28 protein-coding genes are annotated in these 24,728 nt (G+C 72.8%); 16 read left to right on the forward strand and 12 right to left on the reverse strand.

Translation table 11 applies throughout. The features are described from left to right. The first annotated feature begins 147 nt into the window (after window positions 1-147). The gene (locus tag KME80_RS01090; protein ID WP_219499045.1) at window positions 148-1,059 is read left to right on the forward strand and encodes an SGNH/GDSL hydrolase family protein; all 912 of its coding nucleotides are present in this window, start codon (window positions 148-150) and stop codon (window positions 1,057-1,059) included. A gap of 4 nt (window positions 1,060-1,063) precedes the next feature. Here KME80_RS01090 and KME80_RS01095 read toward each other — a convergent pair whose 3' ends face one another. After that, window positions 1,064-2,278 (reverse strand): CynX/NimT family MFS transporter, encoded by a 1,215-nt coding sequence (locus KME80_RS01095; protein WP_219499048.1) that lies wholly within the window; start codon window positions 2,276-2,278, stop codon window positions 1,064-1,066. Between the two features lie 76 nt (window positions 2,279-2,354). Here KME80_RS01095 and KME80_RS01100 point away from each other — a divergent pair, with 76 nt between their 5' ends. Both KME80_RS01100 and KME80_RS01105 read left to right on the forward strand, forming a co-directional pair. Continuing rightward, window positions 2,355-2,912 carry a TetR/AcrR family transcriptional regulator gene (locus tag KME80_RS01100; protein ID WP_219499051.1) on the forward strand — a complete coding sequence of 186 codons (558 nt, stop codon included), beginning with the start codon at window positions 2,355-2,357 and terminating at the stop codon, window positions 2,910-2,912. Between the two features lie 64 nt (window positions 2,913-2,976). After that, entirely contained in the window at window positions 2,977-4,131 is a 1,155-nt protein-coding gene (locus KME80_RS01105; protein WP_219499054.1) for an agmatinase family protein, read from the forward strand. Window positions 4,132-4,137: 6 nt separating this feature from the next. Here the strand turns inward: KME80_RS01105 and KME80_RS01110 are convergent, their stop codons facing one another. Continuing rightward, on the reverse strand, window positions 4,138-4,743 hold the full coding sequence (locus tag KME80_RS01110) for a TetR/AcrR family transcriptional regulator (RefSeq protein WP_219499057.1): 606 nt from the start codon (window positions 4,741-4,743) through the stop codon (window positions 4,138-4,140). An 88-nt stretch (window positions 4,744-4,831) separates the two neighbouring features. On the opposite strand from KME80_RS01110, the gene KME80_RS01115 reads away from it, so the two are divergent. Genes KME80_RS01115 through KME80_RS01135 form a run of 5 tightly spaced genes read left to right on the forward strand, consistent with a single transcriptional unit; the run spans window position 4,832 to window position 7,827 of the window. Continuing rightward, entirely contained in the window at window positions 4,832-5,479 is a 648-nt protein-coding gene (locus KME80_RS01115) for an FMN-dependent NADH-azoreductase (RefSeq protein ID WP_219499060.1), read from the forward strand. 3 nt (window positions 5,480-5,482) lie between these two features. Beyond that, a complete protein-coding gene (locus KME80_RS01120) occupies window positions 5,483-5,803 on the forward strand; it encodes a DMT family transporter (protein ID WP_219499063.1) in 321 nt (106 codons plus the stop codon). Between the two features lie 30 nt (window positions 5,804-5,833). Then, complete coding sequence (locus tag KME80_RS01125; RefSeq protein WP_219499066.1) at window positions 5,834-6,439, forward strand: TetR/AcrR family transcriptional regulator; 606 nt, start codon at window positions 5,834-5,836, stop codon at window positions 6,437-6,439. Continuing rightward, the gene (locus tag KME80_RS01130) at window positions 6,436-7,149 is read left to right on the forward strand and encodes a GAP family protein (protein ID WP_219499071.1); all 714 of its coding nucleotides are present in this window, start codon (window positions 6,436-6,438) and stop codon (window positions 7,147-7,149) included. The genes KME80_RS01125 and KME80_RS01130 overlap by 4 nt, the downstream gene beginning before the upstream one ends. Before the next feature lie 30 nt (window positions 7,150-7,179). Beyond that, window positions 7,180-7,827: a class I SAM-dependent DNA methyltransferase gene (locus KME80_RS01135; RefSeq protein ID WP_219499074.1), complete on the forward strand. Its 648-nt coding sequence runs from the start codon at window positions 7,180-7,182 to the stop codon at window positions 7,825-7,827. On the opposite strand, the gene KME80_RS01140 is transcribed toward KME80_RS01135, so the two are convergent. Then, complete coding sequence (locus KME80_RS01140) at window positions 7,818-8,702, reverse strand: alpha/beta fold hydrolase (protein ID WP_219499077.1); 885 nt, start codon at window positions 8,700-8,702, stop codon at window positions 7,818-7,820. The genes KME80_RS01135 and KME80_RS01140 overlap by 10 nt on opposite strands. A gap of 177 nt (window positions 8,703-8,879) precedes the next feature. Between KME80_RS01140 and KME80_RS01145 the strand changes: the two genes are divergently transcribed. From KME80_RS01145 to KME80_RS01155, 3 genes are all read left to right on the forward strand, one after another. Then, window positions 8,880-10,031 (forward strand): sensor histidine kinase, encoded by a 1,152-nt coding sequence (locus KME80_RS01145; RefSeq protein ID WP_219499079.1) that lies wholly within the window; start codon window positions 8,880-8,882, stop codon window positions 10,029-10,031. After that, window positions 10,028-10,687 carry a response regulator gene (locus tag KME80_RS01150; RefSeq protein ID WP_219499082.1) on the forward strand — a complete coding sequence of 220 codons (660 nt, stop codon included), beginning with the start codon at window positions 10,028-10,030 and terminating at the stop codon, window positions 10,685-10,687. Before KME80_RS01145 ends, KME80_RS01150 begins: the two co-directional genes overlap by 4 nt. Window positions 10,688-10,767: 80 nt before the next feature. Continuing rightward, on the forward strand, window positions 10,768-11,694 hold the full coding sequence (locus tag KME80_RS01155) for a quinone oxidoreductase family protein (RefSeq protein WP_219499085.1): 927 nt from the start codon (window positions 10,768-10,770) through the stop codon (window positions 11,692-11,694). 9 nt (window positions 11,695-11,703) lie between these two features. Here the strand turns inward: KME80_RS01155 and KME80_RS01160 are convergent, their stop codons facing one another. The 4 genes from KME80_RS01160 to KME80_RS01175 all read right to left on the reverse strand — a co-directional run bounded on the left by KME80_RS01160 (window position 11,704) and on the right by KME80_RS01175 (window position 15,991). Further along, on the reverse strand, window positions 11,704-13,485 hold the full coding sequence (locus KME80_RS01160; protein WP_219499088.1) for a hypothetical protein: 1,782 nt from the start codon (window positions 13,483-13,485) through the stop codon (window positions 11,704-11,706). 24 nt (window positions 13,486-13,509) lie between these two features. Beyond that, window positions 13,510-14,112, reverse strand: a complete 603-nt coding sequence (locus tag KME80_RS01165; protein WP_219499090.1) for an isochorismatase family protein — start codon at window positions 14,110-14,112, stop codon at window positions 13,510-13,512. Window positions 14,113-14,179: 67 nt separating this feature from the next. After that, window positions 14,180-15,166: a GlxA family transcriptional regulator gene (locus KME80_RS01170; RefSeq protein ID WP_219499095.1), complete on the reverse strand. Its 987-nt coding sequence runs from the start codon at window positions 15,164-15,166 to the stop codon at window positions 14,180-14,182. A gap of 72 nt (window positions 15,167-15,238) precedes the next feature. Beyond that, window positions 15,239-15,991 carry a TetR/AcrR family transcriptional regulator gene (locus tag KME80_RS01175; RefSeq protein ID WP_246643619.1) on the reverse strand — a complete coding sequence of 251 codons (753 nt, stop codon included), beginning with the start codon at window positions 15,989-15,991 and terminating at the stop codon, window positions 15,239-15,241. A 73-nt stretch (window positions 15,992-16,064) separates the two neighbouring features. Here KME80_RS01175 and KME80_RS01180 point away from each other — a divergent pair, with 73 nt between their 5' ends. Further along, the gene (locus KME80_RS01180; RefSeq protein ID WP_219499101.1) at window positions 16,065-16,922 is read left to right on the forward strand and encodes an SDR family oxidoreductase; all 858 of its coding nucleotides are present in this window, start codon (window positions 16,065-16,067) and stop codon (window positions 16,920-16,922) included. A 57-nt stretch (window positions 16,923-16,979) separates the two neighbouring features. Here KME80_RS01180 and KME80_RS01185 read toward each other — a convergent pair whose 3' ends face one another. Both KME80_RS01185 and KME80_RS01190 read right to left on the reverse strand, forming a co-directional pair. Then, a complete protein-coding gene (locus KME80_RS01185; protein ID WP_219499104.1) occupies window positions 16,980-18,203 on the reverse strand; it encodes a cytochrome P450 in 1,224 nt (407 codons plus the stop codon). 23 nt (window positions 18,204-18,226) lie between these two features. Continuing rightward, on the reverse strand, window positions 18,227-19,132 hold the full coding sequence (locus KME80_RS01190) for an RNA polymerase sigma-70 factor (protein WP_219499107.1): 906 nt from the start codon (window positions 19,130-19,132) through the stop codon (window positions 18,227-18,229). A 172-nt stretch (window positions 19,133-19,304) separates the two neighbouring features. Between KME80_RS01190 and KME80_RS01195 the strand changes: the two genes are divergently transcribed. Continuing rightward, entirely contained in the window at window positions 19,305-20,495 is a 1,191-nt protein-coding gene (locus KME80_RS01195) for an NAD(P)/FAD-dependent oxidoreductase (RefSeq protein WP_219499112.1), read from the forward strand. A gap of 31 nt (window positions 20,496-20,526) precedes the next feature. Here KME80_RS01195 and KME80_RS01200 read toward each other — a convergent pair whose 3' ends face one another. After that, a complete protein-coding gene (locus KME80_RS01200) occupies window positions 20,527-20,808 on the reverse strand; it encodes an ArsR/SmtB family transcription factor (RefSeq protein ID WP_308125567.1) in 282 nt (93 codons plus the stop codon). Between the two features lie 202 nt (window positions 20,809-21,010). Here KME80_RS01200 and KME80_RS01205 point away from each other — a divergent pair, with 202 nt between their 5' ends. Next, on the forward strand, window positions 21,011-21,979 hold the full coding sequence (locus tag KME80_RS01205; protein WP_308125568.1) for a cation diffusion facilitator family transporter: 969 nt from the start codon (window positions 21,011-21,013) through the stop codon (window positions 21,977-21,979). Window positions 21,980-21,986: 7 nt separating this feature from the next. Here the strand turns inward: KME80_RS01205 and KME80_RS01210 are convergent, their stop codons facing one another. Further along, window positions 21,987-22,577, reverse strand: a complete 591-nt coding sequence (locus KME80_RS01210) for a TetR/AcrR family transcriptional regulator (protein ID WP_219499132.1) — start codon at window positions 22,575-22,577, stop codon at window positions 21,987-21,989. A 90-nt stretch (window positions 22,578-22,667) separates the two neighbouring features. On the opposite strand from KME80_RS01210, the gene KME80_RS01215 reads away from it, so the two are divergent. Continuing rightward, window positions 22,668-23,255, forward strand: coding sequence for an SRPBCC family protein (locus KME80_RS01215; RefSeq protein WP_219499135.1), 588 nt, complete (start codon window positions 22,668-22,670; stop codon window positions 23,253-23,255). Here KME80_RS01215 and KME80_RS01220 read toward each other — a convergent pair. Then, window positions 23,252-23,905, reverse strand: a complete 654-nt coding sequence (locus KME80_RS01220; RefSeq protein ID WP_219499138.1) for a TetR/AcrR family transcriptional regulator — start codon at window positions 23,903-23,905, stop codon at window positions 23,252-23,254. The two genes, KME80_RS01215 and KME80_RS01220, sit on opposite strands and share 4 nt — an antisense overlap. 74 nt (window positions 23,906-23,979) lie before the next feature. Here KME80_RS01220 and KME80_RS01225 point away from each other — a divergent pair, with 74 nt between their 5' ends. Next, on the forward strand, window positions 23,980-24,678 hold the full coding sequence (locus KME80_RS01225; protein WP_219499141.1) for a ferredoxin reductase domain-containing protein: 699 nt from the start codon (window positions 23,980-23,982) through the stop codon (window positions 24,676-24,678). The last annotated feature ends 50 nt before the right edge of the window (window positions 24,679-24,728 follow it).

A 24,728-nucleotide genomic window follows, 5' to 3' on the forward strand; every position in this document is an offset into this window, starting at 1 on the left:
ACCATCACCCGCCTCTCGCTTGCGATCCGATCGTATCCGCTCGGGCAGATCTTGACGCTGCGGGCTCCGTATGGCAAAACTTACCGCCTGGTAGGAAACTGCGGTCCGCCGCCTCCTGCCCTCACCCCCCGTCCAGTGAAGGTGGCCATGCTCGCAACCAGCCGACGGCTCAGGAACACCGCCCTCGTGATCGCCCCAGCACTCGCGGCAGCACTCGCCTCGGCGGTCGTCGCGGCACCGCCCGCGCACGCCGCCACCGGCCATTACGTGGCCCTCGGCGACTCCTACACCGCGGGCCCCGGAATCCCGAACCAGACGGACGCGAACTGCGGCCGGTCCGACCGGAACTACCCCACGCTGACGGCGGCCGGGTTACCCGCGGCCGCGTTCACCGACGCGAGCTGCGCCGGGGCCACCACGGCGCACATGACCGCCTCGCAGGGCACCGCGCCGCCCCAGCTCGACGCGCTCCGGCCGGACACCGGCCTGGTCACGCTGGGGATCGGCGGCAACGACATCGACGTCAGCGGCATCATCGCCCGCTGCGTCATCCTCGGGAAGCTCAACCCGTGGGGCTCGCCGTGCAAGACCAGCTACACCGTGGCCGGCATCGACCCGATCGGCGGGCGGATCGCCGCCACGGGCGACAAGGTCGACGCCGTGCTCCAGGAGATCAAGCGCCGCTCCCCGGCCGCCGACGTCCTCGTCGTCGGCTACCCGGTGATCATGCCGGACGACGGGAGCAACTGCTACTCGACCGTCCCCATCGCCAAGGGTGACGCGCCCTGGCTGCGGGACGTGGAGAAGCGCCTCAACGCCATGCTCGCCGCCCGCGCCGCCGCCAACGGCGCCACGTACGTCGACACCTACGCCGGCTCGGTGGGCCACGACCTGTGCAAGCCGCTCGGCGTGCGGTGGATGGAGCCGATGGAGGGCGTCGACTCGGTCGGCCTCCACCCCAACGCCGCAGGCCACGAGGCCATGGCCGCCGCCGTCCAGGCCACCGCCGCCCAGGCCGGAGCCGCCCGGACCGCGGCCGTGCAGGAGGCCGCCCAGTAGGGCGTCAGCGGGGCTCGCCCGCGCCGAGCGGGTCCCGGTCCGCGCCGGCCCCGGGCACCGTGCCGCGGCCGGCCGCGATCGAGACGATCACCTGGCCGGTCGCGGCGACGCACATCAGCGCGAGCGGCGCCTCCCACCCGGAGCTGACGGTGTGCAGCAGCCCGAAGACCACCGGGCCCGCCGCCGCCACCAGGTAGCCGATCGACTGCGCCATCGCCGACAGCTCGCCCGCGCCGGTCGCGTCGTGGGCGCGCAGGCTGAGGAAGGCCAGCGCGAGCACCAGGCACGCGCCACCGGCCAGCCCCAGGACGACCGTCCACGCCAGCACCCAGCCGGGCGCCACCAGCAGCCCGGCATAGCCGGTCAGCAACGCCGCCGAGCTCACGGCGGCCACCGCGCGCTGGTCGCGCGCCCACCGCAGCGCGATCGGCACCGCCAGGCTGGTCACCAGCGCGACCGCCTGGTAGAGGAACAGCAGCCACCCGGCCGTCGCCGCGCCGACCCCGCTGTCCTGGAACACCTGGGGCAGCCACGTCACGGCGACGTAGAAGCCCAGCGACTGCAGGCCCATGAACGCCGTGACCGCCCAGGCGAGCGGCGAGCGCCACGGCAGCCGCCGCCGGCGGACCGTCCCGTCGGCCGGCCGCGCGGCGCGCACCTGCGGGAACCACAGCGCCACGGCCACCAGCGCGGGCACGATCCAGCAGCCCAGCGCGGTGTACCAGCCGCCCGGGGCGGCCTCGGCGATCGGCACCGCGACGCCGGAGGCCACCGCGGCGACACCGCCCATCACCGTGGCGTACGCGCTGGTCAGCAGCCCCACCCTGTCCGGGAAGTCGCGCTTGATCAGGCTCGGCAGGATCACGTTGCCCACGGCGATCCCCGCGCCGATCAGCACGGTCCCGGCGAACAGGGCGCCGGCCGACGGGATCCACCGCACGGCGATGCCGAGCGTCATCACCAGGAGCGCGCCCCAGAGCAGCCGCTCGGGCCCCCACCGCGCGGCCATGCGCGGGACCACCGGCGACACCGCCGCGAACGCCAGCAGCGGCAGCGTCGTCAGCAGCCCCGCCACGGCCGGAGCCAGCCCCAGATCGGCCTGGACGCGATCCAGCAGCGGCCCGACGCCGGTCAGGCTCGGCCGCAGGTTCGCGGCCACCACCAGCAGTCCCCACACCAGGAGCGCCTGGCCGGACCGTCCCGCCGCCCGTTTCGACATGATGCCGACCTTTCCTGCATAATCGGAATAAGGATTCCGGATTCCGTACGGAAGTCTAGTCAGGGGATCGTTCGAGATGTCAACACCGCAGGCCCGCCGCAAGCCGCGCACCGACGCCGAGCGCAACCGCGACCGCGTCCTGGAAGCGGCACGCGCGTTGTTCGCCGAGAGCGGCCACGACGTGCAGATGTCGGAGGTCGCGCGGGCGGCGGGCGTCGGCGTCGGGACCCTCTACCGCAAGTTCCCCACCCGGGAGGCCCTGATCGAGGCCGTCGCCGACCACCGGGCCGCCGAACTCGCCGAGGCCGCGCGCCGGTTCGCCGGCGACCCGGACCTCGGGCTGGCCCGCTACCTGCGCCACGTGGGCGAGGTGCTGGCCGGCGACCGCGGCATGTCCGAGGTGATCGAGCGGGCGATGGGCTCGGCCGAGCCGCGCGGAGAGACCCGCGAGGAGCTGCTCGCCGCCATCGCGGAGCTGATCGGCCTGGCCCGCGAACGCGGCACGGTCGGGTCCGAGGTGACCGCCGCGGACGTCAACATGGTCATCTGCGGCCTGGCGGCGGTGATCCGCAACGCCGCGGGCGACTGGCGGCGCTACGTCGAGGTCTCCCTCGGCGGGCTGCGCCCCCGCTGAGGCTTTTCGCAATCCATGCCCTTCTTCGCGTTGTGCTTGTCGGGCCCGGGCGCAGGGACACCTCATGGGCATCGATCCTGACGACCTCCTCGGTGAGAAGGCCAAACGCCTCGAACGCGAGCTGACCGACCGCAAGTACCAGGAGGAGCTGCGGCGCATCCACCGCCTCGGCCTGCCTCCGGCCGACTCCATCCAGGACCGGGAGCTGGCCTCGACGTTCCAGCGCGGCGAGGTGCCGCACTTCTCCGGCATCAAGACCTTCCTCAAGACGCCGTACCTGGAGGACGTCACGCTCGTCGGGCAGCACGAGGTCGCCGTCGTCGGCGTGCCCCTCGACACCGGCACCACCTACCGCCCCGGCCCCCGCTTCGGCCCCGAGGGCATGCGCAGCATCTCGTCGCTGTACTCGCCCTACTACTACGAACAGGGCGTCGACCTGCGCGAACAGCTCGACATCGTGGACGTGGGCGACATCTTCGTCACCCCCGCCAACCTGGAGAAGGCTTTCGACCAGATCACCAAGGGCATCGAGCACATCGTGTCCAACGGCGTCTTCCCGGTCATCCTCGGCGGCGACCACTCGATCGGGTTCCCCACCGCCAGAGGCGTGATGAACGCGTTCGGCAAGAAGATCGGCGTCATCCACTTCGACCGCCACCTCGACACCCAGAAGCGCGACCTCGACGAGCGCATGCACACGACCCCCTGGTACTGGGCGGCTCACGAGCTCCACTTCGACATGGGCAACCTGGTGCAGATCGGCATCGGCGGCTGGCAGGTGCCCAGGCCCGGCGTCGAGGAGGCGCGCAAGGGCGGCTCGGTGGTGATCACGGTCGAGGACGTCGAGGAGCACGGCCTGGACGCCGTCGCCGACCTGGCGCTGGAGGTGGCCTGGAGCAACGGAGCGGAGGGCGTGTTCCTGTCGTTCGACATCGACGCCGTCGACCCCGGGTTCGCGCCCGGCACCGGCTGGCCCGAGCCCGGCGGGCTCTACCCGCGCGAGGTGCTCAAGCTGGTGCGCCGCTTCGCCGCCGAGGGGCTGCTCGGCATGGAGGTGGTGGAGGTCTCGCCGCCGTACGACAGCTCGGACGTGACGTCGCTGCTCGGCGTCCGGCTGATCTGCGACGTGCTGGCGGCCTCGGTCAAGGCGGGCAAGCTGGGCCGCACCAGGAGCGGCGAGCCGCAGACCGAGCGGGCCCGGGAGATCGACGGCGCGTAGCGGCTGTCAACGCGTGACCCCGTGGGCCAGGCGGGCCAGGGCGGCGGTGATCTGCTCGGGGGTGAGGCCGCGCCGCCGCTGCTCGGCGAAGACGTCCGGGCCCAGCGGGGCGAGCAGCGCGTCGACGAGCGCCTCCGGCTCGGGGACCGCCGCCTGGATGAGCAGCGTCCGCACGTGCGCCCGCCAGAACCCGTACGCGCCGGTGGTGAACCGCAGCTCGCCCTGTTCGGCGCCGAGCACCAGAGAGATGTGGGCTTCGAGCAGGTCGACCATCCCGGCGTAGAAGGCGGCGAGCCGGTCGCCGGGAGGCGCGCCCGGCCCGAGCGGCGGGTCGCCGCGCAGCAGCCGCTCCTGCAGCGCGAACTCGTGCTCGTCCAGCAGTGCCTGGGCGATCGAGACGGTGTCGGGGTAGCGGCGGTAGAGCGTGCCGCGCCCCACGCCCGCGGCCTTGGCGATGTCCTCCATCGTGACGCCGCGCGGGTCGCGGGCGGCGAACAGCTCGGCGGCGGCGGCGAGCACCTTGGCCCGGTTGCGGGCGGCGTCGGCGCGCTCGCGCGGGCGGGCGCCGCCGCCTGCGGGGCGTCCGGTGAGCAGGTCGATGCGGGGCTTCATGCTGCGACTCTACCGCGAAGTGGACATGTCGTCCGCTTCGCTGCTACGGTCGAACCGGACAGAGCGTCCACTTGTTGAGGAGCCCCCGATGACCACGTTGCTGCACCTGGACGCGAGCGCCCGCCGCCGGTCGATCAGCCGCGAGCTGGGCGACGCCTTCGCCGAGTCCTGGCGCGCCGCCCACCTGGACGGCGTCCACGTCAGGCGCGACCTCGCCGCCGACCCCGTGCCGCACATCGGCGAAGCCTGGACCGAGCTGTGCGATCACGTCATGGCCCACGGCATCACCGAGCTCGACCGCTACAAGGAGGCCGTGCGGACCCCGGAGCAGGCCGCCGCCTGGGCCGTGGTCGAGCCGCTGCTGGCCGAGCTCGTGGCCGCCGACGTGGTGCTGATCGCCACCCCGATGTACAACTACTCGGTCCCCTCGTCGCTGAAGGCCTGGCTCGACCAGGTGACCTTCCCCCGGATGTCGCTCGCCGGCCGCCGCTTCGTGGTCGCCACCGCCCGAGGCGGGGCCTACGCGCCGGGCGCCCCCAAGGCCCGCTACGACTACCAGGCGCGCTACCTGCGCGACTTCTTCGCCGGCCACTTCGCCGTCGAGGACACCGCCTTCGTCACCGCCGACCTGGCCAACTCCCGGGTCGACCCCCTTCTCGCCGACCGCCGGGCCGAGCATGACGAGCTGTACGCCGCCGCGCTGAGGACCGCGTACGAGCTCGGAAAGGAGTACTGACCGATGAACTGGCTCATCCTCGGGCTGGCCGGTCTGGTCGAGATCGCCTGGGCGCAGAGCATCAAACCCACCCAGGGCTTCACCAGGCCGCTGCCCACCCTGATCTGCTTCGTCCTCATGGCCGCCGCCGTCTGGCTGCTGTCGTACGCGATGCGGACCCTGCCCGTCGGCACCGCGTACGCCGTCTTCACCGGCATCGGCGCGGTCGGCGCGATCGCCCTCGGGATCGTCGTGCACAAGGACCCGGTGTCGATCGGCCGCATGGCCGCGCTGGCGCTCATCGTCGGCGGCATCGTGCTCGCCCGCGTCACCAGCCCGGAGTAGGCATAAAAAATATTACGGTAATATTTGCGCATGACCCGACATGCCGACGCGGACACGCGGCGCTCGCAGATCACCCACGCGCTGATGAGGACCCTGGCCGAACGGGGGCTCGCCCGCACCACGCTGGCCGACGTCGCGGCGGCGGCCGAGGTGTCGGTGGGCCTGGTGCAGCGCTACTTCCGCTCGAAGGACGAGCTGCTGCTCTTCGGCATCGAGCACGTCTACCGGCGCGTCGGCGAGCGCGTCAGGCAGGTCCAGGTCACCACTCCGGTGCGCGGGTTCGTGATGCGGCTGATGGAGACGTTCCTGCCGCTGGACCCCGAGCGCGAACGTGAGCTCAGGGTCTGGCTGACCTTCCTCCAGGCCACGCTCACCGACGACAAGACGGCCGCCGTGCACCGGGCCGCCACGGCCGACCTGCTCGACGGCCTCGCCGACGCGCTGGCCGGGGCCCAGCGCGCGGGCGAGCTCGACCCCGCGCTCGACCCGCGCGTGGAGGCGGCCTCGCTGGTCGCGTTCGTCGACGGCCTGTGCCTGCACCACGCCGCCACCGGCACGGGCTACGACGCCGCCGGCATCCGCGCGGCGCTCGCCGCCTACCTGGGCCGCCTCTTCGGCGCGGAGGTGACCGCGTGACGCTCGGGCTCGCGCTGATGCTCGGCGGGCTCGCCCTGATCGACAGCACCAGCTTCGGCACCCTGCTCATCCCCGTGTGGCTGCTGCTCACCCCCGGCCGGTTGCGCGCCGGGCGCGTCGCCGTCTACCTGGGCACGGTGGCCGCGTTCTACTTCTGCGTAGGCGTGCTGCTCACGCTCGGCGCCGACGCCGCCCTGCTCGCGGCCCGCGCGCTCGTCGCCGACATCCCGGCGACGACGCTGAAGATCGGGCAGCTCGCCCTCGGCGTCGCCGTCATCGCGGCAAGCTACTGGCTGGAGGCCAGGGCCCGGCGGCAGGAGGGCGAACCCGGCAAGGTCCAGCGCTGGCGGGTCAAGGCGATGACCGGCAGCGGCAGCACCGGCGCCCTGATGAGCCTGGCCCTGCTGGCGGCGCTGCTGGAGGTCGCCACCATGCTGCCCTATCTGGCCGCCGTCGGCCTGATCGCCGACGCGGACCTCGGATGGCAGCTCTCGGGGGTCACGATCGCCGGATACTGCCTGGTGATGACGCTCCCGGCGATCGTGCTCGCCGTCGCCCGGCTGGCCGCGCACCGCAGGGTGGAGCCGCTGCTGCAGAAGATCAACGACTGGCTGACCAGGAACACCGCACGGGTCCTCGGCTGGACCGTGGGCGGCATCGGCATCGCCATCACGCTCAACGCCGTGGCCAGGCTGCTGCTGGAGCCCTGACGCGCCGGGCATCAACTACAGTCGTCCGCCATGACCGCATCCTCCTCCTACCTGAGCGCTACGGCGGACGCCTACGACGCCGTGGCCGACATCTACGCCGACTTCGTCCGTGACTCGCTCGACCGCCAGCCGCTGGACCGCGCGATCATCGCCGCGTTCGCCGAGCTCGTCCGGGCCGCCGGGCCCCGGCCGGTCGTCGAGGCCGGGTGCGGTCCCGGCTACGTGACGGCCCACCTGCGCGACCTCGGGCTGGACGCGTCCGGCGTCGACCTGTCCGCCGAGCTGATCCGGATCGCCCGCAGGGACCATCCCGGCCTGCGGTTCGAGGTCGGTTCGATGGGGGCCGTCGACGCGGCCGACGGCGAGCTGGGCGGCCTGCTGTCCTGGTACTCGCTCATCCACACCCCGCCCGCGGAGCTGCCGCCGTATCTCGCCGAGTTCCGCCGGGTGGTGGCCCCGGGCGGCCATCTCCTGCTCGGCTTCTTCGAGTCCGACGGCGGGCCGGTTTCGCAGTTCGACCACAAGGTCACGCCTGCCTACCGGTGGCCGATCGACGAGCTGGCGGACCTGGCCCGCAAGGAGGGCTTCGTCGAGGTGGCGCGGATGTCGCGCGAGCCGGTGGAGGGCGAGCGGTTCCGCCACGGCCGCCTGCTGATGGCCAGGCCCGATCACGCCTGACGCGCGGCCTGCTCGGTGACGCGCTCGACGGCCTGGACGACGACGCCGGGCTGGTCGACGTAGATGTGGTGGCCGCTGTCCTCGGCGGTGCTCAGTCTGGCGTCGCCGGACAGCGCGAGCCAGGCGCGCTGCCCGGCGGTCCACGCCCGCTCCAGACGCGGCCCGTACTCGGGGAGCGCGGCGAGATACGGCTTGCCGTGCTGGATCACCTCCACCGGGATGTCGCCCGCGGACCTGACCGGGCCGTCGGCCATGACGAGCTTCTCCGGGTTCTCGCCCCGGAACATCGCCAGGTTCTGCGCGCGCAGCTCGGCGGCCGGGCCGGTGGCCGACTCGGGGATGGCCTTGGCGATGTCGGCCGCCATGGTGGGCGGGGTGGCGTCCATCAGGACCAGCCCCTTGACCCTGTCGCGGTGGTCGGGGGCGTACCTGGCGGCGATCAGCCCGCCCAGCGAGTGCCCGGCGAGGACGACCGGGGCGTCACCGGCGACGCGGTCGAGCACGCCGGTGAGGATCTTCCCTGTGCCGGCGAAGCTCTGCGGGCCGTCCGGCGGGTCGCTCGCCCCCGCGCCGAGCCGGTCGTAGGAGCAGACCCGGTTCCGCTCGCTCAGCGTCTTCTGGAGGGCGGCCAGCTTGTCGAGCCCGTCGCCGCCGCCGTGCATCAGGACGACGACCGGGCCGCCCTTGTCCGGGTCGCCCGAGCACGACACGTTCACCGACCGGCCCGCGACCTGGATCTTCTCGACCCCGGAGAGCGGGGCGGCCGCGAGGGGGTCCCAGTTCTCCAGCGCGTCGCCGCCGCAGCCGGCCGCGCCCGCGCCGAGCACGGCGCAGCACAGCGCGGCCACGACGGATGACTTGATCTTGCCGGGCATGTGGTCCTCCAGTGGGGGATTCGGATCGCGTCGCAACGCTACGGAGCGGGCGCCTGGAGATCGTCCCCGTGCGGTGGACATTCGCCGGTAGCTCGCAGGAGCTACCCCCGGATGTCCACCCTGTGGTGACGAACCGAGGCCGCCGGGTCCCTAGGGTTTGCGCATGAGGGAGTCGTCATGACCGGTCCACGGCGCATCACGGACCTGTGGCGGCGGTGCGACGTCGTGGTCCGGGACTTACCGTTCGCGCTGCTGATGGCCGTCGCCTCGCTCCTGCCGGGGCTCCACGGCAAGGGGACGCAGGTCGGCGAGCTGCCGGCCCGGCCCGTCGACGAGGCGGCGTTCGTGGTGCTCGCCCTGGAGTGCCTGCCGCTCGCCGTGCGGCGCCGCCTGCCGGCGGTGAGCGTGGCACTGGTGGCGCTCGGCTTCGCCCTCGACCAGCTCCACGCCTACCACTTGTTCGCGAGCAACACGATGCCCATAGCCCTCATCAGCGCGGGCGCCCACCTGGAGCGCCACCGCCGCGTCACCGTGGTCCTCCTCTCCCTGGCGTACGTGCCGCTCGCGATCGCGCTCGCCCGGCTGGGCGCGACCGAGAGTGTGGAGGGGTATGTGGTCTTCTACCTGTCCCTGGTCCTCACCTGGTGCATCGGGGCCTGGCTGCGCTCAACCCGCGCCGCCGAGGCCGAGCACCGCCGCCACGTCGCCGAGGCCACCCGCGCCGCCGAACGCACCCGCATCGCCCGCGAGCTCCACGACGTCGTGACGCACCACGTGACGGCGATGGTCGTGCAGGCCGAGGCGGCCCGCTACCTGACGGCCGCGCCCGACCGGCTCGACGCGACGCTGAGCGCCGTCACCGACACCGGCCGGCGGGCCATCGCCGACCTGCGGCACATGCTCGACCTGCTCAAGGCCGATCACGACACCCACGTCGGCCTGCCGCCGGCCGGTGAGCTCCGCGCGCTCGTGGAACAGACCCGCCGGGCCGGGCAGCCGGTGGAGCTCGCAGAGGAGGGCAGCCCGGCGGAATCGGCGGGCAGCGCCGAGCTGGTCGCCTATAGGGTCGTCCAGGAGGCTCTGACGAACGCTCTCAAACACGCCCACGGCACCCCCACCACGGTCCGGGTGCGCCACGGCGAGAAGGAGATCAGCGTGGAGGTCACCACCGGCGGCCCCGGCTCCGGCGGCGTCTCTCCCGGCGGGAGCGGGCGGGGCCTGGCCGGGCTCCGCGAGCGGGTGGAGGCACTGGGCGGCGAGTTCGACGCCCACCGGCAGGCGGGCGGTTTCGTGGTACGGGCACGCGTCCCCGCAGGTGGGCGGTCGTGAGCGCGCCGATCCGGGTCCTGGTCTGCGACGACCAGGCGCTGATCCGCACCGGCTTCGCGACGATCATCGGCGCGCAGCCGGACATGGAGGTGGTGGGCGAGTGCGGCGACGGTCGCGTCGCGGTCGACCTCGCCCGCCGGCTGAGTCCCGGCGTCGTGGTGATGGACGTGCGGATGCCGGTGCTCGACGGCATCGAGGCGACCCGCCTGCTGGCCGGCGCCGGGGTCGCCGATCCGGTCAAGGTGCTGGTGGTGACGACGTTCAACCTGGACGAGTACGTCTACGAGGCGCTGCGCGCGGGGGCGAGCGGGTTCCTGCTCAAGGACGCGCCGCCGGCTCAGCTCCTGCACGGCATCCGCACGGTCGCCTCGGGTGCCGCGCTGCTGGCGCCCGAGGTGACGCGGCGGCTCGTCGGCAGGTACGCGTCCCGGATCCGCCCCGCCGAAGGGGGCCCCGACGACAGCGCGCTGACCCCGCGTGAGCTGGAGGTGCTGCGTCTCATCGCAGACGGGCGGTCCAACAGCGAGATCGCCGCCACGCTGGTGATCAGCCAGGAGACGGTCAAGACGTACGTGTCGCGCATCCTGACCAAGCTCGGCCTGCGTGACCGCGTGCAGGCGGTGGTCTACGCCTACCGCAGGGGACTGGTGACCTGAGACGTCCGCGCGAAGGTTTGGATTACCAACTACTATGACGAGCGGTTGGTAAAACAAACTATTTTCCGGAGGTCACGCCCATGCACGCCGCCGTCATCCAGGCAGCCGATGCCCCGCCGGTCTACCGCGAGCACCCCGCCCCCGAGCCGCGCCACGGCGACGAGCTGGCCGTCGAGGTCCTCGCCGCCGGGCTGCACCACCTGACCAGGGCCAAGGCGAACGGCTCCCACTACTCCGGCGACGCCGCCTACCCGCTCGTCCCCGGCGTCGACGGCGTGGTGCGCGACCAGGAGGGCAACGTCCGCTACGCGGTGCTGGACGACACCCCGCTCGGCACGTTCGCCGACCGCACCCTCATCGACCCCCGCCGCAGCGTGATCCTGCCCGACGGCATCGACCCCGTACGCATCGCCGCCGCGATGAACCCGGCCATGTCGTCCTGGGTGGCGCTGCGCCGGCGCGTCGACTTCCACGCCGGGCAGCGCGTCCTCGTCCTCGGCGCCACCGGCAACGCCGGGCGGATGGCGGTCCAGATCGCCAAGCTGTTCGGCGCCGCCCACGTCATCGCCGCCGGCCGTGACGCCGCCCGGCTGAGCGCGCTGACCGCGCTCGGCGCCGACGAGACGATCACCTTCGACGAGGTCGGTCGCGCCGCCGACGTCGACGTGGTCATCGACTACGTGTGGGGCGAGCCCGCCGCAGGGGCCATGATCCCGATGCTCGTCGCCCGCGCCGACCGCACCGTCCCGCTGACCTGGATCCAGATCGGCTCCGTCGCCGGCCCGACCGCGCCGATCCCCGCCGCGGCGCTGCGCTCGGCCCGCCTGCGGATCGTCGGCAGCGGCATCGGCTCGGTCCCCGCCCGCGACATCCTCGCCGAACTGCCCGAACTCGCCTCGGCGGTGACCGAGGGAGCCATTGACGTACGCGCCCGCGCCGTCCCCCTTGCCCGGATCGGCGAGGTCTGGACGGAGGAGACCGGCGACCGCATCGTCCTCGTCCCCTGACCGCCGAGCTCACGACTTCAGCTTGAGCCGCTTCTTCGACGTGCCCGGGAACACCACGACCAGGTGGTGCTCCTCCCCGGCGCGGTCGACCCGGACGTGGACGCGGAGCCGGTAGCGGCCCTTGCCGGCGATCGCCAGGTTCGGCATCGGGGCGCCCGCGCCCACCTCGCCGCCGTCCTTCTCCGGCACGGTGAGCCGGCCGCTGCGGCTGACGAGCGGCACCTCGGTGACCTGATCCCACTTGGCCGTCCGCCGTGGTGGCGCGCTGCGGAAGGCCTTCACCGTGAGGCACAGGTCCGTGACGTCCGCGACGTGGCCGACGAGCGCGGCGCTGTCGGCCACCCCGATGCCGCCGCTGTCGTCGTAGACCCGGTCCATCGCCAGCTCCGCCGCCTCCTCGAAGGCTTCGTCCCCGGGGTCGTGGACGAGGTAGCCGTGATCGCCGTCGGCGAACAGGAAGTATTTGGCCGTGGCCTGGACGACGCCCTTCTTCCGGGGCCACGGGTCGCGGCACTTCGCGTTCTCCTCGGCGACATAGGCGTCGTACGCCGCCTCCGTCTCTCGGGCCGAGCGCAGCAGCTCAGGGTGGGTCGTGCCGACGATCTCCGGGCAGACATAGACGAGCTCCCGCGGGTCCGCGCCCCAGCCGGCCCGCGCGCTCCCGGCCTCCGTGAGGATGGCCTCCTGCTCCTCGCGGCCCCTCGCCCGGCACAGCGCCCGCCCGTACGCGAGGACGGCCTGGTCCGACAGGCTGTCCGGGAACATGGGCGGGACTCCGCCGTGCCTGCTGCGCGCCTGACACAGGAATGCGGCCTCACGTTCGGCGGGTTTCAGGTCACCGAAGTCGCGGTGCTCGTAGCAGTCCATCGACCAGCTGGTATAGGTGAGATGCGCGTTCTGCTCCGGCTGGATCGTCGCGATGACCGGCAGGACGACCAGGGCCGCCACCGCGACGCGGATCGCCCGGTGCACGCCGGGCCGGTGGTCCGCCAGGCGTTCCCCGGTGGGCAGCTCGCGGGCGGTCGCCGCGTGCCACACGACGCTGACGAGCCCCAGCGCGTCCATGACGATCGAGGTCACCAGAGTGCCGCTGATGGAGTCCGCGACGTACAGGTAGAGCGGGATCGCCAGCACGGGGACGCCCATCGACGACCACCCGGCGACCAGCGTGCCGCGGCTCCACCGGCCGTCGCGCCACTGCCCGACGACGGTGAGCAGGGTCGCCGCCACCGCGCACAGCGCAAACAGGGGGAAGTCGTTCGGCACGATCTCCGGCACGACCTCCGGCAGGCCGAACTCGTCGAGCACCTCGTCGGCCGTGTCGGCCAGCACGACCGCGAACAGCGCCCCGGTCGCCACGCGCAGCACGCGGGACCGCCAGCGGATGACGAGCAGGTAGAGGACGTGGATCGCGGTCCACAGCACGAGCTGGAACACCGCGTCCACCTCGTCGGGAAGCAGCGCGATGGGCCACCACAGCACGATCGCGTCGGCCACCGCCACATACAGCAGCCGGCGCAGCGCCTTCGCCCGGCGGTCCAGCGGCCCCGGCATGGGCGCGCGCAGGATCAGCCACAGGAACGCGGCCTTCACCACGGCGGCGACGAGCAGCGCCACCGTGGTCGCGGTGTCGAACCCCGCGTCCCCGTAGAAGGCCGCGTAGTACGGCGGCTTCCATTCCGCGGCCGCCCAGAGCCACACGTCGCCGAGCACCAGTCCCGCGGCCGCCGCCACGAGAACCAGGCTGACGATCCCGATCCTGGCGATCCGCCATAAGCCATCCGGAAGCATGGCACGCGATCTTAACGGCGGGCGTCAGTCCGGGAGGTCGTCAGCGGTGGCGACCACGACGCCGAACAGGTCGGCGATGGTGGTCAGGCTGCCGGCCTGGAGCGTCTCGGCAGGCACGACCTCGCCCGAGGGCGCCGTCAGAGGCCGCGTGGCGGTGGTGTCGGCGACGACGGCAGGCCGGAAGCCCAGGTTGAACGCGCCCTGGGCGGTGAAGGTGACGCACATGTGGGTCATGAACCCGGCCAGGATCAGATCCGGCCCCGCCTGCGCCTGGCGGAGCACGTCCTCGAGCCGGGTCTGGTGGAAGGCGTTGGGGAAGCCCTTCACGACGACCTCCTCGCCGTCGATCGGGGCCACCTCGTCGCAGATCGCCCCGATCCAGGCGCGGATGTCGTACGGGGAGCCCTCGCCGCCGTCGTTGACCACGTGGATCACCCGGGTGCCGGCGGCGCGGGCCCGCTCCAGCAGCCGGGCCCCGGCGGCCAGCGCCCGATCGGCGCCGGGCAGCGCCATGACCCCGGAGCGGTACGTGTTCTGGTAGTCGATCAGGATCAGCGTGGACTCGGCGAGCCTCGGCGGCCGGTTGTCCAGGCCGATGACCTCGCGCAGGGTGGTAGAAGCATGCATTACTGATTTCCTTTCCATGAAATATGCGAACCCCGCCTGGCCGTACGGGCTCAGAAGGGTGATGGGGTCAGGCGGCGGTGCGGAAGCGCCGGCGGTAGGCCGCCGGGGTGGTGCCGAGCTGCCGGCGCAGGGCGCGGTGCAGGGTCTGCGCCGAGCGCAGCCCGCAGGCCGCCGCGACCTGGTCGAGGGACTGGTCGGTGGTCTCCAGCAGGCGGCGGGCCTCCTCCACCCGCGCCGCCTCGACATAGGCCGCCGCGGTGGTGCCGGTCTCCTGCCGGAACACGCGGGCGAAGTGCCGTTCGCTCAGCCGCATCCGCTCCGCGAGCGCGCCTGCCGACAGGTCCTCGGCCAGGTGTTCGGCGATCCACAGCCGCAGCTCGTCGATGTCCCGCCGCGCGGTGGGCGCCTGCCGCATCGGCACGCTGAACTGGCTCTGCCCGCCCTGCCGCTTGCGGTACACCACCAGTTGCCGGGCGACCTCCAGCGCCAGAGCCTCGCCGTGATCCTCGGCCACCAGCGCCAGCGCCAGGTCCATGCACGCGCTGATCCCGGCGCCCGTCCACACGGAGTCGCTGGACCTGACGAAGATCGGATCGGGGTCCACCGTCACGGCCGGGTGATCGGCCGCCAGCCGGGCCGCCGTGGACCAGTGCGTGGTGGCGGTCAGGCCGTCCAGCAGCCCGGCCGCCGCCAGGATGTGCGCGCCCACGCACACCGAGGCCACCCGCCGGGCGTGCGGGGCGGTGCTCCGCACCCAGGCCACCACCTCGGGGTCGATCCGGGGGATCGGCCCCTCGTCGGACAGCTCGACCGCGCCGGGCACTACCAGCGTGTCCACCTCCCAGCCGACCTCGGCGAACGTGAGGTCGGTGTCCAGCCGCACCCCGGCGGAGGTCGTCACCGTGCCGTCCTGGGGGCCGGCCAGCCGCACCCGGTACGCCGCCCGGCCCGGCGCCTGGCGGTTGGCCAGCGCGAAGACCTCGGCGGGACCCGTGACGTCCAGCAGGTCCACGTCGGGGAACACGGCGATGACCACACGGTGCAGATCGGACATACGTCTCATTGTTGCCGTGGCTTCCGGTGGCGGCAATGACGAGTCACTGTCAGATCCGGCCATGCGTTCCGCTCAGCCGTCCCGCCGGGCCATCGCGGTGATCCCGTCGAGCAGGGCGCGCAGGCCGAGGTCGAACGCGTTCGCCGCCGCCCTGGCCGCGTTGCGGTCGAAGCCGCCGTCCCGCCAGGCCTGGGTGATCGCCGGATAGCGCGCCTGGTCGAAGAGGGTCTCCCAGAACACCTGGCGGGCGGCCCACCAGTCTTCGGCGGACTGGCCGCTGACCCGTTCGGCATGGGTGTGCTCGGCCAGCGTGGCGGCCGCGGCGTCGACGAAGGTGACGATGGAGTCGGTGGCTGCGGCGCTCTCGGCGGCTGTCAGCCCGGTCCCGGCCAGGGCGGCCAGCAGGAACTCGCTCCTGGCGAGCAGCCCGGGGCCGAGCGGCGGCCGTACGGTCGAGACCATGCGCAGCCACGGGTGGCGTCCGTGCAGGGCGACGGTCCGGGCGGCGTAGTGCTCGATCCGGTCACGCCATGAGCCCGATCGGGTGAGGTCGAGCTCCTGCCAGGCGGCGTCCACCATCAGGTCGACCAGCTCGGCCTTCCCGGGCACGTGGGTGTAGAGCGTCATCGTGCCGACGCCGAGCGACGCGGCGAGCCGGTCCATGGTCATGGCGGCGAGCCCGTCGCGGTCCGCCAGCTCCAGGCCCGCGGCGACGATCTTGTCCAGGGAGACCTTGGGCGGCCGGCCGCGGCCCGATCGCGCCTGCGGGGCACGCCAGAGCAGGCGCAGGGACTCCCGGGGATCTCCGCCGCCGCTGCGTTCCATCAAGCCTCCCTATTTTCCGTAGATGGTACGTTATTGTTTAACCGTAGGACATACGGAAAATAGAGGAGTGCATGTGCGCGTGCTGGTGACCGGGGCGACCGGGAACGTGGGGCGGCAAGTGACAGCGGGCCTGATCCAGGCCGGGGTCGAGGTACGGGCCCTGACCAGGGACCCGGCGCGGGCCGAGCTGCCCGGAGCCGAGGTGGTGCAGGGAGATCTCACCAAGCCGGAGACCGTGCCGTTCGACGGCGTGGAGCGGATGTTCCTCTTCCCCGAGCCGTCGACGGCGAAGGAGATCGTCGAACGCGCCGAGCGGGCGGGCGTACGGCGGATCGTCGTGCTCTCGTCGGGCGCGGTGACCGGCGGCTTCGACACGACCTTCCATCCGCTGGTCGAGCAGGCCGTCCAGGACTCCGGCCTGGAATGGACCCACCTGCGGCCGGGGGAGTTCGCGGCCAACAAGCTCGCGCTGTGGGGGCCGTCGATCCGGGCCGAGCGGCTCGTGCGGGACGCCAACCCGGACGCCGCCTGGTTCCCCGTGCACGAGCGGGACGTCGCCGACGTGGCGCTGAAAGCCCTGCTGGAGGAGGGGCACCACGGCAAGGCGTACGACATCAACGGCCCCGAGCTGATCAGCCTGCGCGACCAGGTCAGGGCCATTGCCGACGCGCTCGGCGAAGAGGTCGGGTTCGAGGAGGTCAGCCCGGAGGAGGCGCGCGAGATCTACCTGCGGATGGGCGGGTTCGCCGCCGAGGCCGCGGACTTCCTGCTGGGGTTCACCGACTACGACGGCAATCCGGCCGACCCGGCGGACAGCCAGGACTTCGACCCGAGCGCCCTGGGCCCGCTGCCCACCGCGCAGGCCGTGACGGGCAAGCCGCCGCGGACGTTCGCGCAGTGGGCGCGGGACCGGGTCGAGGACTTCCGCTAGGAGGACTCCGGAGCTCGGGACGGGGTAACGGCGTGGTCGGCGCGCATCAGGTCCGGCTCACCAGGTGACCGGGAGCTCGTGAAGGCCGTACACGACGGCGTCGGACTTGAACGGCAGATCCTCGGCCCGGACGGCGAGCCGCAGGGCGGGGATACGGCGGAACAGCGTGTCGAAGACGATCTCCAGCTCCAGCCGGGCCAGGTTCTGGCCGAGGCACTGGTGGGGCCCGAAGCCGAAGGCGAGGTGGTGGCGCGCCCCGCGCTCGATGTCCAGCCTGTCCGGGTCCTCGAACACCGCCGGGTCCCAGTTCGCCGACAGCGTCGAGACGACGACGCCCTCGCCGGCCCTGATCGTCACCCCGCCGATCTCCACGTCCTCGGTGCTCACCCGGGAGGTGACCCCGTCGGCGATGGTGAAGTAGCGCAGCAGTTCCTCCACGGCCAGGGGCGTCCGGCCCGGGTCGGCCTGGATCAGGGCCAGTTGCTCCGGATGGCCGAGCAGCCCGAACACCCCGAGCGAGATCATGTTCGCCGTGGTCTCGTGCCCGGCGGTCAGCAGCAGGAAGGCCAGGCTCACCAGGCCCGGATGGTCGACCTCGCCGTCCTGGCGCTGCCGGGCGATCTGCCGGCTGAACAGGTCGTCGCCGGGCTCCGACTCCTTGCGGGTGATCAGGTCGTCGATGTAGGCGCGCAGCTCGCCGAAGGCCCGCGCGCGGTCTTCGAGCGAGGTACGGCTCACCATCATGCCGGTGCGGCTCTGGAAGAAGTCATGATCGGTGTACGGGACGCCGAGCAGTTCGCAGATCACCAGGGAGGGCACCGGCAGCGACAGCGCGTGGACGAGGTCGACCGGCCGCCGGCCGGCGGCGAGCATGGCGTCCACGAAGTGGTCGACGATGGCCTGGATCCTCGGGCGCAGCGCGGTCAGCCGCCGCAGGGTGAACTCGCCGATCACCGGGCGGCGGACCGCTGAGTGTTCGGCGCCGTCCAGGCCGAGCATCAACGGCGGCTGGCTGCGGAGCTGCCGCAGGGTCGTCTCGTCCAGCGTGAAGAGCGGGAAGCCCGCCTTGCGCTTGTCGGAGGAGAAACGGGGGTCGGCGAGGACGGCACGGCCGGCCTCGTACCCGGCCACCCACCACGCCTCGCCGCCACTGGCCAACGTGATCCTGCTGATCGGCGCCTGTTCGCGCAGCCGTTCGTAGGCGGGGGGCGGGGCGAACGGGCAGCCACGTTCGACCGGCAGCCTGAAGCCGGCGAGTTCGTCGGCAGCGCTCTTCGTCATGAAGGACCTCCAGGGTTCGGTGTTCACCGCAGGGTGAGCGGGGTCTCGGACGCGATGCGGGTCAGCTTGTGCGGGTTGCGGACGTAGTAGAGGCCGGTGATGCGGGCGTCCTCGACCCGGACCGCGACGACGCCGTCGATCTCGCCGTCCACGCGGAGGAGGAGGGCCGGGTTGCCGTTGACCTCGGTGGGCTCGCTGGTGAGCGCGATCCCGGTCCTGCCGAGGCCCTCGACGATCAGGCGGGCCACCTTGCCGGCGCCCCGGACCGGGTGAGGCGCGGCCTGCTTGACGCCGCCGCCGTCGCTCACCAGGACGACCTCGGGGGCGAGCACGTCGAGCAGCCCTTGCAGGTCCCTGGTCTCGAGCGCGCGCCGGAACGACTCCACCGCCGCCCTGACCTGGGCCGGGTGGACCACCTCGCGGGGCCGCCGCGCGTCGACGTGCCTGCGGGCCCGGTGCGCGATCTGCCGTACGGTCGCCGGGGTCTTGCCGACGGCCGCCGCGATCTCGTCGTAGCCGATGTCGAAGACCTCGCGCAGCACGAAGACGGCCCGCTCGGTCGGCGACAGCGTCTCCAGGACGAGCATGAGCGCCATCGACACGCTCTCGGCCAGTTCCACGTCCTCGGCCACGTCCGGCGCGGTCAGCAGCGGCTCGGGCAGCCACGGGCCCACGTACGCCTCCTTGCGGCGCTTGACCGCCCGCAGCCGGTCGAGCGCCCGCCGGGTGACGACCCGCACCAGATACGAGCGCTCGTCGCGCACCTGCGCCAGGTCGACCCTGACCCACCGCAGCCAGGTCTCCTGGAGGGCGTCCTCGGCGTCGGCCGCCGAGCCGAGCATCTCGTACGCGACCGTGAACAGCAGGTTGCGGTGGGCGAGGAACGCCTCGGTCGCCCGGTCCGTCCTCGGGTCGCTGTGCTCGTCCATCTCCGGCTCCCGCCTGTCCGCCCGCAACTCCTGCTTCACGCACAAGGCGCCGGCGCCCGCCGTTGTGTGACACCCGGGGCCGGTGGCGCAGGTCACAGGAGCGCGCTGTCACAAAGTCCCCGACGGCGGCGCCGCATGGTCGTCAGGACGCCGCATCCACAGGAGCATCCACATGAAGCACCGCATCGTCGTCCTCGGCGCCGGCTACGCCGGGGCCTACGTGGCCGGGAACCTGGCCCGCCGGCTGTCCCCGAAGGACACCCGGATCACCGTGGTCAACGCCGTGCCGGAGTTCGTCCAGCGCATGCGGCTGCACCAGCTCGCGGCCGGCCGGGCCGTCGAAGCCCCGAAGCTGGCCGACGTCTTCTCCGGCACCGCGATACGCCTGCGCCTGGCCCGGGTCACCGCCGTCGACGCCGAGCGCCGCGTCGTCGCCCTCGCCGGCGGCGACGAGCTCGGCTACGACACCCTGGTGTACGCGCTCGGCAGCCAGGGGAACGTCGAAGCCGTCCCCGGCGTGGCCGAGCACGCCTACGACGTCGCCGCCCGGCCTTCGGCGCTGCGCCTGCGCGAACGCCTGGACAGCCTGGATCGTCGGGGCGAGGGCGGCCGCGTGGTGGTCATCGGCGACGGGCTGACCGGCATCGAGACCGCCACCGAGCTCGCCGAAGCCCGGCCCGGCCTGTCGGTGACGCTCGTCGCCCGCGGCGAGCTGGGCGCCCGGCTCTCCGGCGGGGCCCGCCGCCACCTGCGCCAGGCGTGCGCCCGGCTGGGCATCACCGTCCTGGAGCACACCGCCGTCGAAGCCGTCGAGGCGACGCGGGTGCGGTGCGCCGACGGTACCGCGCCGGCGTCCGACGTGACCGTGTGGACGGCCGGGTTCGCCGTCAGCCCTCTCGCTGCCGCCGCCGGGCTGGAGGTCGCCGGAAACGGTCAGATCATCGTCGATCGGACCATGCGCTCGGTCTCACACCCGGACGTCTACGCCGTCGGCGACAGTGCCCACGCCATCGCCGACAACGGCCGGCCGCTGCCCATGTCCTGCGCCTCGGCCGGCTTCACCGGCAGGCAGGCCATCGAGGCGATCGTGGCCCGCCTGACCGGCCGCCCGGTCGCGCGCACCAAACTGGTCTACTCCTACAACCACATCAGCCTCGGGCGACGGGACGGCATCCTGCAGCTGGTCGACGACGAGGGCCGCGCGAAGCCGACGTACACGGGCGGGCGGAAGGCCCTGCGCGTCAAGGCGGGCATCCTCAGGATGTCGCTGTGGGCCACCTCCCACCCCACCTACGGCATCCCCAAGCGCAAGCACCGCCTGGCCGCCGTACCCGGCACGATCCCGGCGAAGGCGCTCGCCTGACCGCCCCACCAGCCGTCGCCCGTGGTGGGCGTCAGTCGTGGCGGGGAATGCCGGAGACCTCGTGGTCGGCGTGGAAGAGCGCCTCGCCGATCAGGGCGCGGACGTGCGCGTCGCGGGCCCGGTACAGCACGCGGCGGCCGTCACGCCGGGTCTGCACGAGCCCGGCGAGGCGGAGCTTGGCCAGGTGCTGCGAGACCGAGGGCCGGGCCACGCCGATCGAGGCGGCCAGCGAGCCGACGTCGAACTCGCCGGTCGACAGCAGCCACATCAGCCGGAGCCGGGTGGCGTCGCTGAGCATGCGGAACGCCTCCACCGCGGCCTCCACTTGCGCGCCCGTGGGTTGTTCCTGCGCAGGGGTCGCACCTGATTCGTTGTCGCGTGCGTACATGACTACATATAATCCGCCGAAACGGGTCGCAGGCAAGTGAGGCACGCGAATGGCGCATCCAACGTCCCCCCAGCACGGTCACGGTCACGGGCACGGTCATGGGCATCAGCGCGGGTTCAGGAGGCTGGTGGCGAAGGCCCGTCACCTGGTCACCCCGCACAGCCACGACAGTGCGGACAAGACGGACACCGCGCTGGAGTCCAGCAACCGGGGCATGCGCGTCCTCGGCATCTCGTTCGCCGCGTTGATCGCCACCGCGCTCGTCCAGGCGGTGATCGTGTCGCTGTCCGGGTCGGTGGCGCTGCTGGGCGACACGCTGCACAACTTCGCCGACGCGCTGACCGCGGTGCCGCTGGCGATCGCCTTCTCCCTGGGCCGCCGGGCGGCCACCCGCCGCTTCACCTACGGCTACGGCAGGGCGGAGGACCTGGCCGGGGTCGTCATCGTGCTGCTGATCGGAGCCTCAGCGGCGCTGGCCGGATACGAGGCCGTCAAGCGGCTGATCGACCCGGCGGACATGCGGGCGCTGGGCCTGGTGGCCGCCGCCGGCGTGGTCGGGTTCCTGGGCAACGAGTGGGTCGCCCGCTACCGGATCAGGGTGGGCCGGGAGATCGGCTCGGCGGCGCTGGTGGCCGACGGCCTGCACGCCCGCACCGACGGCTTCACCTCGCTGGCCGTGCTGCTGGGGGCGGGCGGGGCGGCGCTCGGGTTCCCGCTGGCCGACCCGATCGTGGGCCTGCTGATCACCGTGGCGATCTGCTTCGTGCTGCGCGACGCCGCCCGCGAGATCTACCACCGGCTGATGGACGCGGTCGACCCGGAGTTGATCAGCCGGGCGGAGGACATCCTGGCGGCGGTCCCCGGCGTGGAGCGCGTCGGGGCGGTGCGGCTGCGCTGGGTCGGTCACGCGCTGCGGGCCGAGGTCGAGATCGGGGTACGTCATGACGCCTCGCTCATCGAGGCGCACGGCGTCGCCGTGGAGGCCGAGCACCGGCTGATCCACGAACTGCCGAGGCTGCGCGCGGCGACGGTCCACGCCGATCCGGACGGCCCGGCCGGGACCGATCACCACGCCGTCCTCCTCGCACACCGGTAGGAACCCCTCACGGGGGCTCGGCGTCGCGGAGCGCCTGGGCGACGGTGGCGGCGACCGTCTCGGCGAGGGCCGGGAGCGTGTCCCGGTTCTCCATCAGGAGGAACAGCCAGGCGAAGACGGGGCCGAGGAGCAGTGCGTGGGCCACGGCGGGGTCGGGGCGGCGGGGGAGTTCGCCGCGGGTGACCGCCCGGTCCAGGATCTCGGTGATGCAGGTGCGTTCGGCGGTGACGAAGCCGGTGGCGAACCTGGCGGCCAGGGCCCCGTCGGCGTGCACGTCGGCGAGCAGGCCGGGGATCACTCCTGGCGGGGGCGTGGCGAGGTTGGCGACGATGTCGCGGGTGACCGCCGCCAGGTCGCCGGCCAGGGAGCCGGTGTCCGGGGGAGCGGTCAGCTCCAGGTCGTGCATGACCGCCGCGAAGATCATCTCCTGTTTGGTGGCGTACCGGCGGTAGATCGCGGCCTTGCCCACCCCGGCGCGGGTGGCCACCGCGTCCACCGTGAGCTGGGCATAGCCCTGTTCGGCCAGGAGGGCGCGCGCCGCGGCGGCGACGGCCTGGTCGACCCGGCCCTCCCGAGGGCGGCCCAATGGTTGGCTCATGAGCCTCAGTCTATTACGGAACCGGTGTACCCGTAATGTGGCGCAGCCGACATTGCGCCTGGGTGGAGGCGGGTTCCATGATAAGGAACTATGAGTTCCGATACTTTGCGTTCCGTAAAGAGCGGCACGCCCACGCTCGCCCACCACCTCATGCCCGCCCCCGACGCCGCCGAACGCCACTCGATCGTGATCGACGCGCCCCCGTCCCGGGTCTGGGAGGCCATCGGCAACGTGAAGGCCACGGACCTGCGCCTGGCCAAGCCGCTGTTCGCCGCCCGCAACCTGCTCTCCCGCGTACGGAACGGGCACGCCCAACGCGACATACCCGACTTCATCCCCCTCGCCGAGGACCCCGGCCGCGAGGTGGTCCAGGGCGTGATCGGCCAGTGGTGGCGGCTGGGCCGGGCGCAGAACGTCGGCTCCGTCGACGGGCTCGACGCCTTCCGCGCCTTCGACCGGCCCGGCTACGCGAAGGCCACGTTCAGCTTCCTGCTGGAGGACGCCGGCGACGGCCGGACCCGGCTCGTCACCGAGACCCGCATCCAGGCGACCAGCCCGGACGCGCGCCGGGCGTTCCTGCGGTACTGGGTGGTGATCCGGCTGGGGAGCGGATTCGTCCGCCGCGTCATGCTCGCCGCCGTCCGCGCCCGCGCGCTCAAGCAGGACGGGCAGTCCTAGCGCGTGGCGTACGCGCGGATGAAGGCATGGGCGCCTGAGGTCATGATCCTGTGGATGCGCTCGGGGTCGGCGGTGGCCGGGTCGGGCTGGTCGTTGTAGGCCAGCAGGATCGTCAGGGCGGAGAGGTGGCCGGCGGCCGTCCGCGGATCGTCGGTGTCGAGGAGCCCCGCCTTCGCGAAGTGGGCGAGACGGTCGGCCAGGGCGTCTTCGGCGGACCCGGTCACGACGTCGTCCTGGCTGCCCGGCTCCCGCCAGCGTCGCTGGGCGACGAGCGCGAACGCGGCGGCGTAGTCGGGGGAGCCGACCAGCGTCCGGCCGAGCTCGACGACGAGCGCGGTGATCGCCTCTTGCAGCGCGGGGATCGTGGTGATGGTCCCGTCCCCGGGGAGGTGCTGGTCCAGGGCGCGCTGGATCGAGGCGTTCAGCGTGTCGGAGGTCTCGGCCAGGATGGCCAGGAACAAGCGGTTCTTGTCGCCGAAGTAGTCGTAGACCGTGCGCTTGGAAACCCCGGCGCGGGCCGCCACGGCGTCCATGCTCACGCTGTCCACCCCCTGACGGGCGAACAGCTCGCGTGCGGCGGAGATGATCGCCGCCCGCTTCTCCTGGTCGCCTTCGCGTACCTGCTTGCCCGGCCTCATGGCGTTTCCCACAGCCCCACACTACACCGTACAGTGTGGAGCTACACTGCACGGTGTAGTGTGCTGCGAATCCCAGGAGGACACCCATGCCGCAGGCACCGACGTTCATCGGCAGGCTCGCCGAAACAGTCATGGGCCGCCGCGCCCGCGTTCTCGGCCTGGCCGAACCCGCCCCGGGGTTCGTCGAGGTGGACCTGCGCGCCGAAGCGCCGCCCGGCGGCTGGCAGCCCGGCCACGAGATCCAGGTCCGCGCCACCCCCACCCAGGGCCGCCGCTACTCCGTGCGGACCGTATGCGCCCACGACCCCGAGCACGTCACCGTCCTGGCCGCCACCAGCGCCGACGGCCCCGGCACCTGCTGGATGCTCGGCCTGCGCGCCGGCGCCGAGTTCACCGTGCTGACCGGACGACACCGGCCCCTGTACGAGCACGGAGCCCCACGCCTCTTCCTCGGCGACGGCTGCACCCTCGGCACCATCGACGCCTACGCCGGCACGGAGGACCTCGTCGTCGTCGAAGTGCCCCCCGACGCCGTGCGCCCCCTCGCCGGCCCCCGTCCCCGCTACCGCTTCCTGCCCGCCGGGCCGGCCCCGGGTGACGCGCTCCAGGACTGGCTCGAACACGCCGCCGAGGACGGCGAACTCGCCCGCGTCGACGGCGCAGTGCTCCTCGGCCACGCCCAATCGCTCCAGCGCCAGCGCCGCACGCTCGTCGACCACGGGATCCTGCCCCGCCGCGCCATCACCACCAAGCCGTACTGGGCCACCGGCAAACAAGGACTATGAGCTCAGGCGATTCCCGTGCGGGCCAGAAGTGCGGTCAGCGGGCAGGGCAC

This window comes from Nonomuraea ceibae (genome assembly GCF_019396325.1).
Lineage (GTDB): Bacteria > Actinomycetota > Actinomycetes > Streptosporangiales > Streptosporangiaceae > Nonomuraea > Nonomuraea ceibae.

Coding starts and splice junctions, on each gene's coding strand:
- KME80_RS01100 (WP_219499051.1), top strand. CDS start 2,355: ATGTCAACACCGCAGGCCCGCCGCAAGCCGCGCACCGACGCCGAGCGC.
- KME80_RS01110 (WP_219499057.1), bottom strand. CDS start 4,743: ATGAAGCCCCGCATCGACCTGCTCACCGGACGCCCCGCAGGCGGCGGC.
- KME80_RS01140 (WP_219499077.1), bottom strand. CDS start 8,702: ATGCCCGGCAAGATCAAGTCATCCGTCGTGGCCGCGCTGTGCTGCGCC.
- KME80_RS01175 (WP_246643619.1), bottom strand. CDS start 15,991: ATGGAACGCAGCGGCGGCGGAGATCCCCGGGAGTCCCTGCGCCTGCTC.
- KME80_RS01145 (WP_219499079.1), top strand. CDS start 8,880: ATGACCGGTCCACGGCGCATCACGGACCTGTGGCGGCGGTGCGACGTC.
- KME80_RS01170 (WP_219499095.1), bottom strand. CDS start 15,166: ATGTCCGATCTGCACCGTGTGGTCATCGCCGTGTTCCCCGACGTGGAC.
- KME80_RS01160 (WP_219499088.1), bottom strand. CDS start 13,485: ATGCTTCCGGATGGCTTATGGCGGATCGCCAGGATCGGGATCGTCAGC.
- KME80_RS01195 (WP_219499112.1), top strand. CDS start 19,305: ATGAAGCACCGCATCGTCGTCCTCGGCGCCGGCTACGCCGGGGCCTAC.
- KME80_RS01120 (WP_219499063.1), top strand. CDS start 5,483: ATGAACTGGCTCATCCTCGGGCTGGCCGGTCTGGTCGAGATCGCCTGG.
- KME80_RS01105 (WP_219499054.1), top strand. CDS start 2,977: ATGGGCATCGATCCTGACGACCTCCTCGGTGAGAAGGCCAAACGCCTC.
- KME80_RS01115 (WP_219499060.1), top strand. CDS start 4,832: ATGACCACGTTGCTGCACCTGGACGCGAGCGCCCGCCGCCGGTCGATC.
- KME80_RS01095 (WP_219499048.1), bottom strand. CDS start 2,278: ATGTCGAAACGGGCGGCGGGACGGTCCGGCCAGGCGCTCCTGGTGTGG.
- KME80_RS01225 (WP_219499141.1), top strand. CDS start 23,980: ATGCCGCAGGCACCGACGTTCATCGGCAGGCTCGCCGAAACAGTCATG.
- KME80_RS01125 (WP_219499066.1), top strand. CDS start 5,834: ATGACCCGACATGCCGACGCGGACACGCGGCGCTCGCAGATCACCCAC.
- KME80_RS01185 (WP_219499104.1), bottom strand. CDS start 18,203: ATGACGAAGAGCGCTGCCGACGAACTCGCCGGCTTCAGGCTGCCGGTC.
- KME80_RS01135 (WP_219499074.1), top strand. CDS start 7,180: ATGACCGCATCCTCCTCCTACCTGAGCGCTACGGCGGACGCCTACGAC.
- KME80_RS01165 (WP_219499090.1), bottom strand. CDS start 14,112: ATGCATGCTTCTACCACCCTGCGCGAGGTCATCGGCCTGGACAACCGG.
- KME80_RS01190 (WP_219499107.1), bottom strand. CDS start 19,132: ATGGACGAGCACAGCGACCCGAGGACGGACCGGGCGACCGAGGCGTTC.
- KME80_RS01155 (WP_219499085.1), top strand. CDS start 10,768: ATGCACGCCGCCGTCATCCAGGCAGCCGATGCCCCGCCGGTCTACCGC.
- KME80_RS01210 (WP_219499132.1), bottom strand. CDS start 22,577: ATGAGCCAACCATTGGGCCGCCCTCGGGAGGGCCGGGTCGACCAGGCC.
- KME80_RS01090 (WP_219499045.1), top strand. CDS start 148: ATGCTCGCAACCAGCCGACGGCTCAGGAACACCGCCCTCGTGATCGCC.
- KME80_RS01215 (WP_219499135.1), top strand. CDS start 22,668: ATGAGTTCCGATACTTTGCGTTCCGTAAAGAGCGGCACGCCCACGCTC.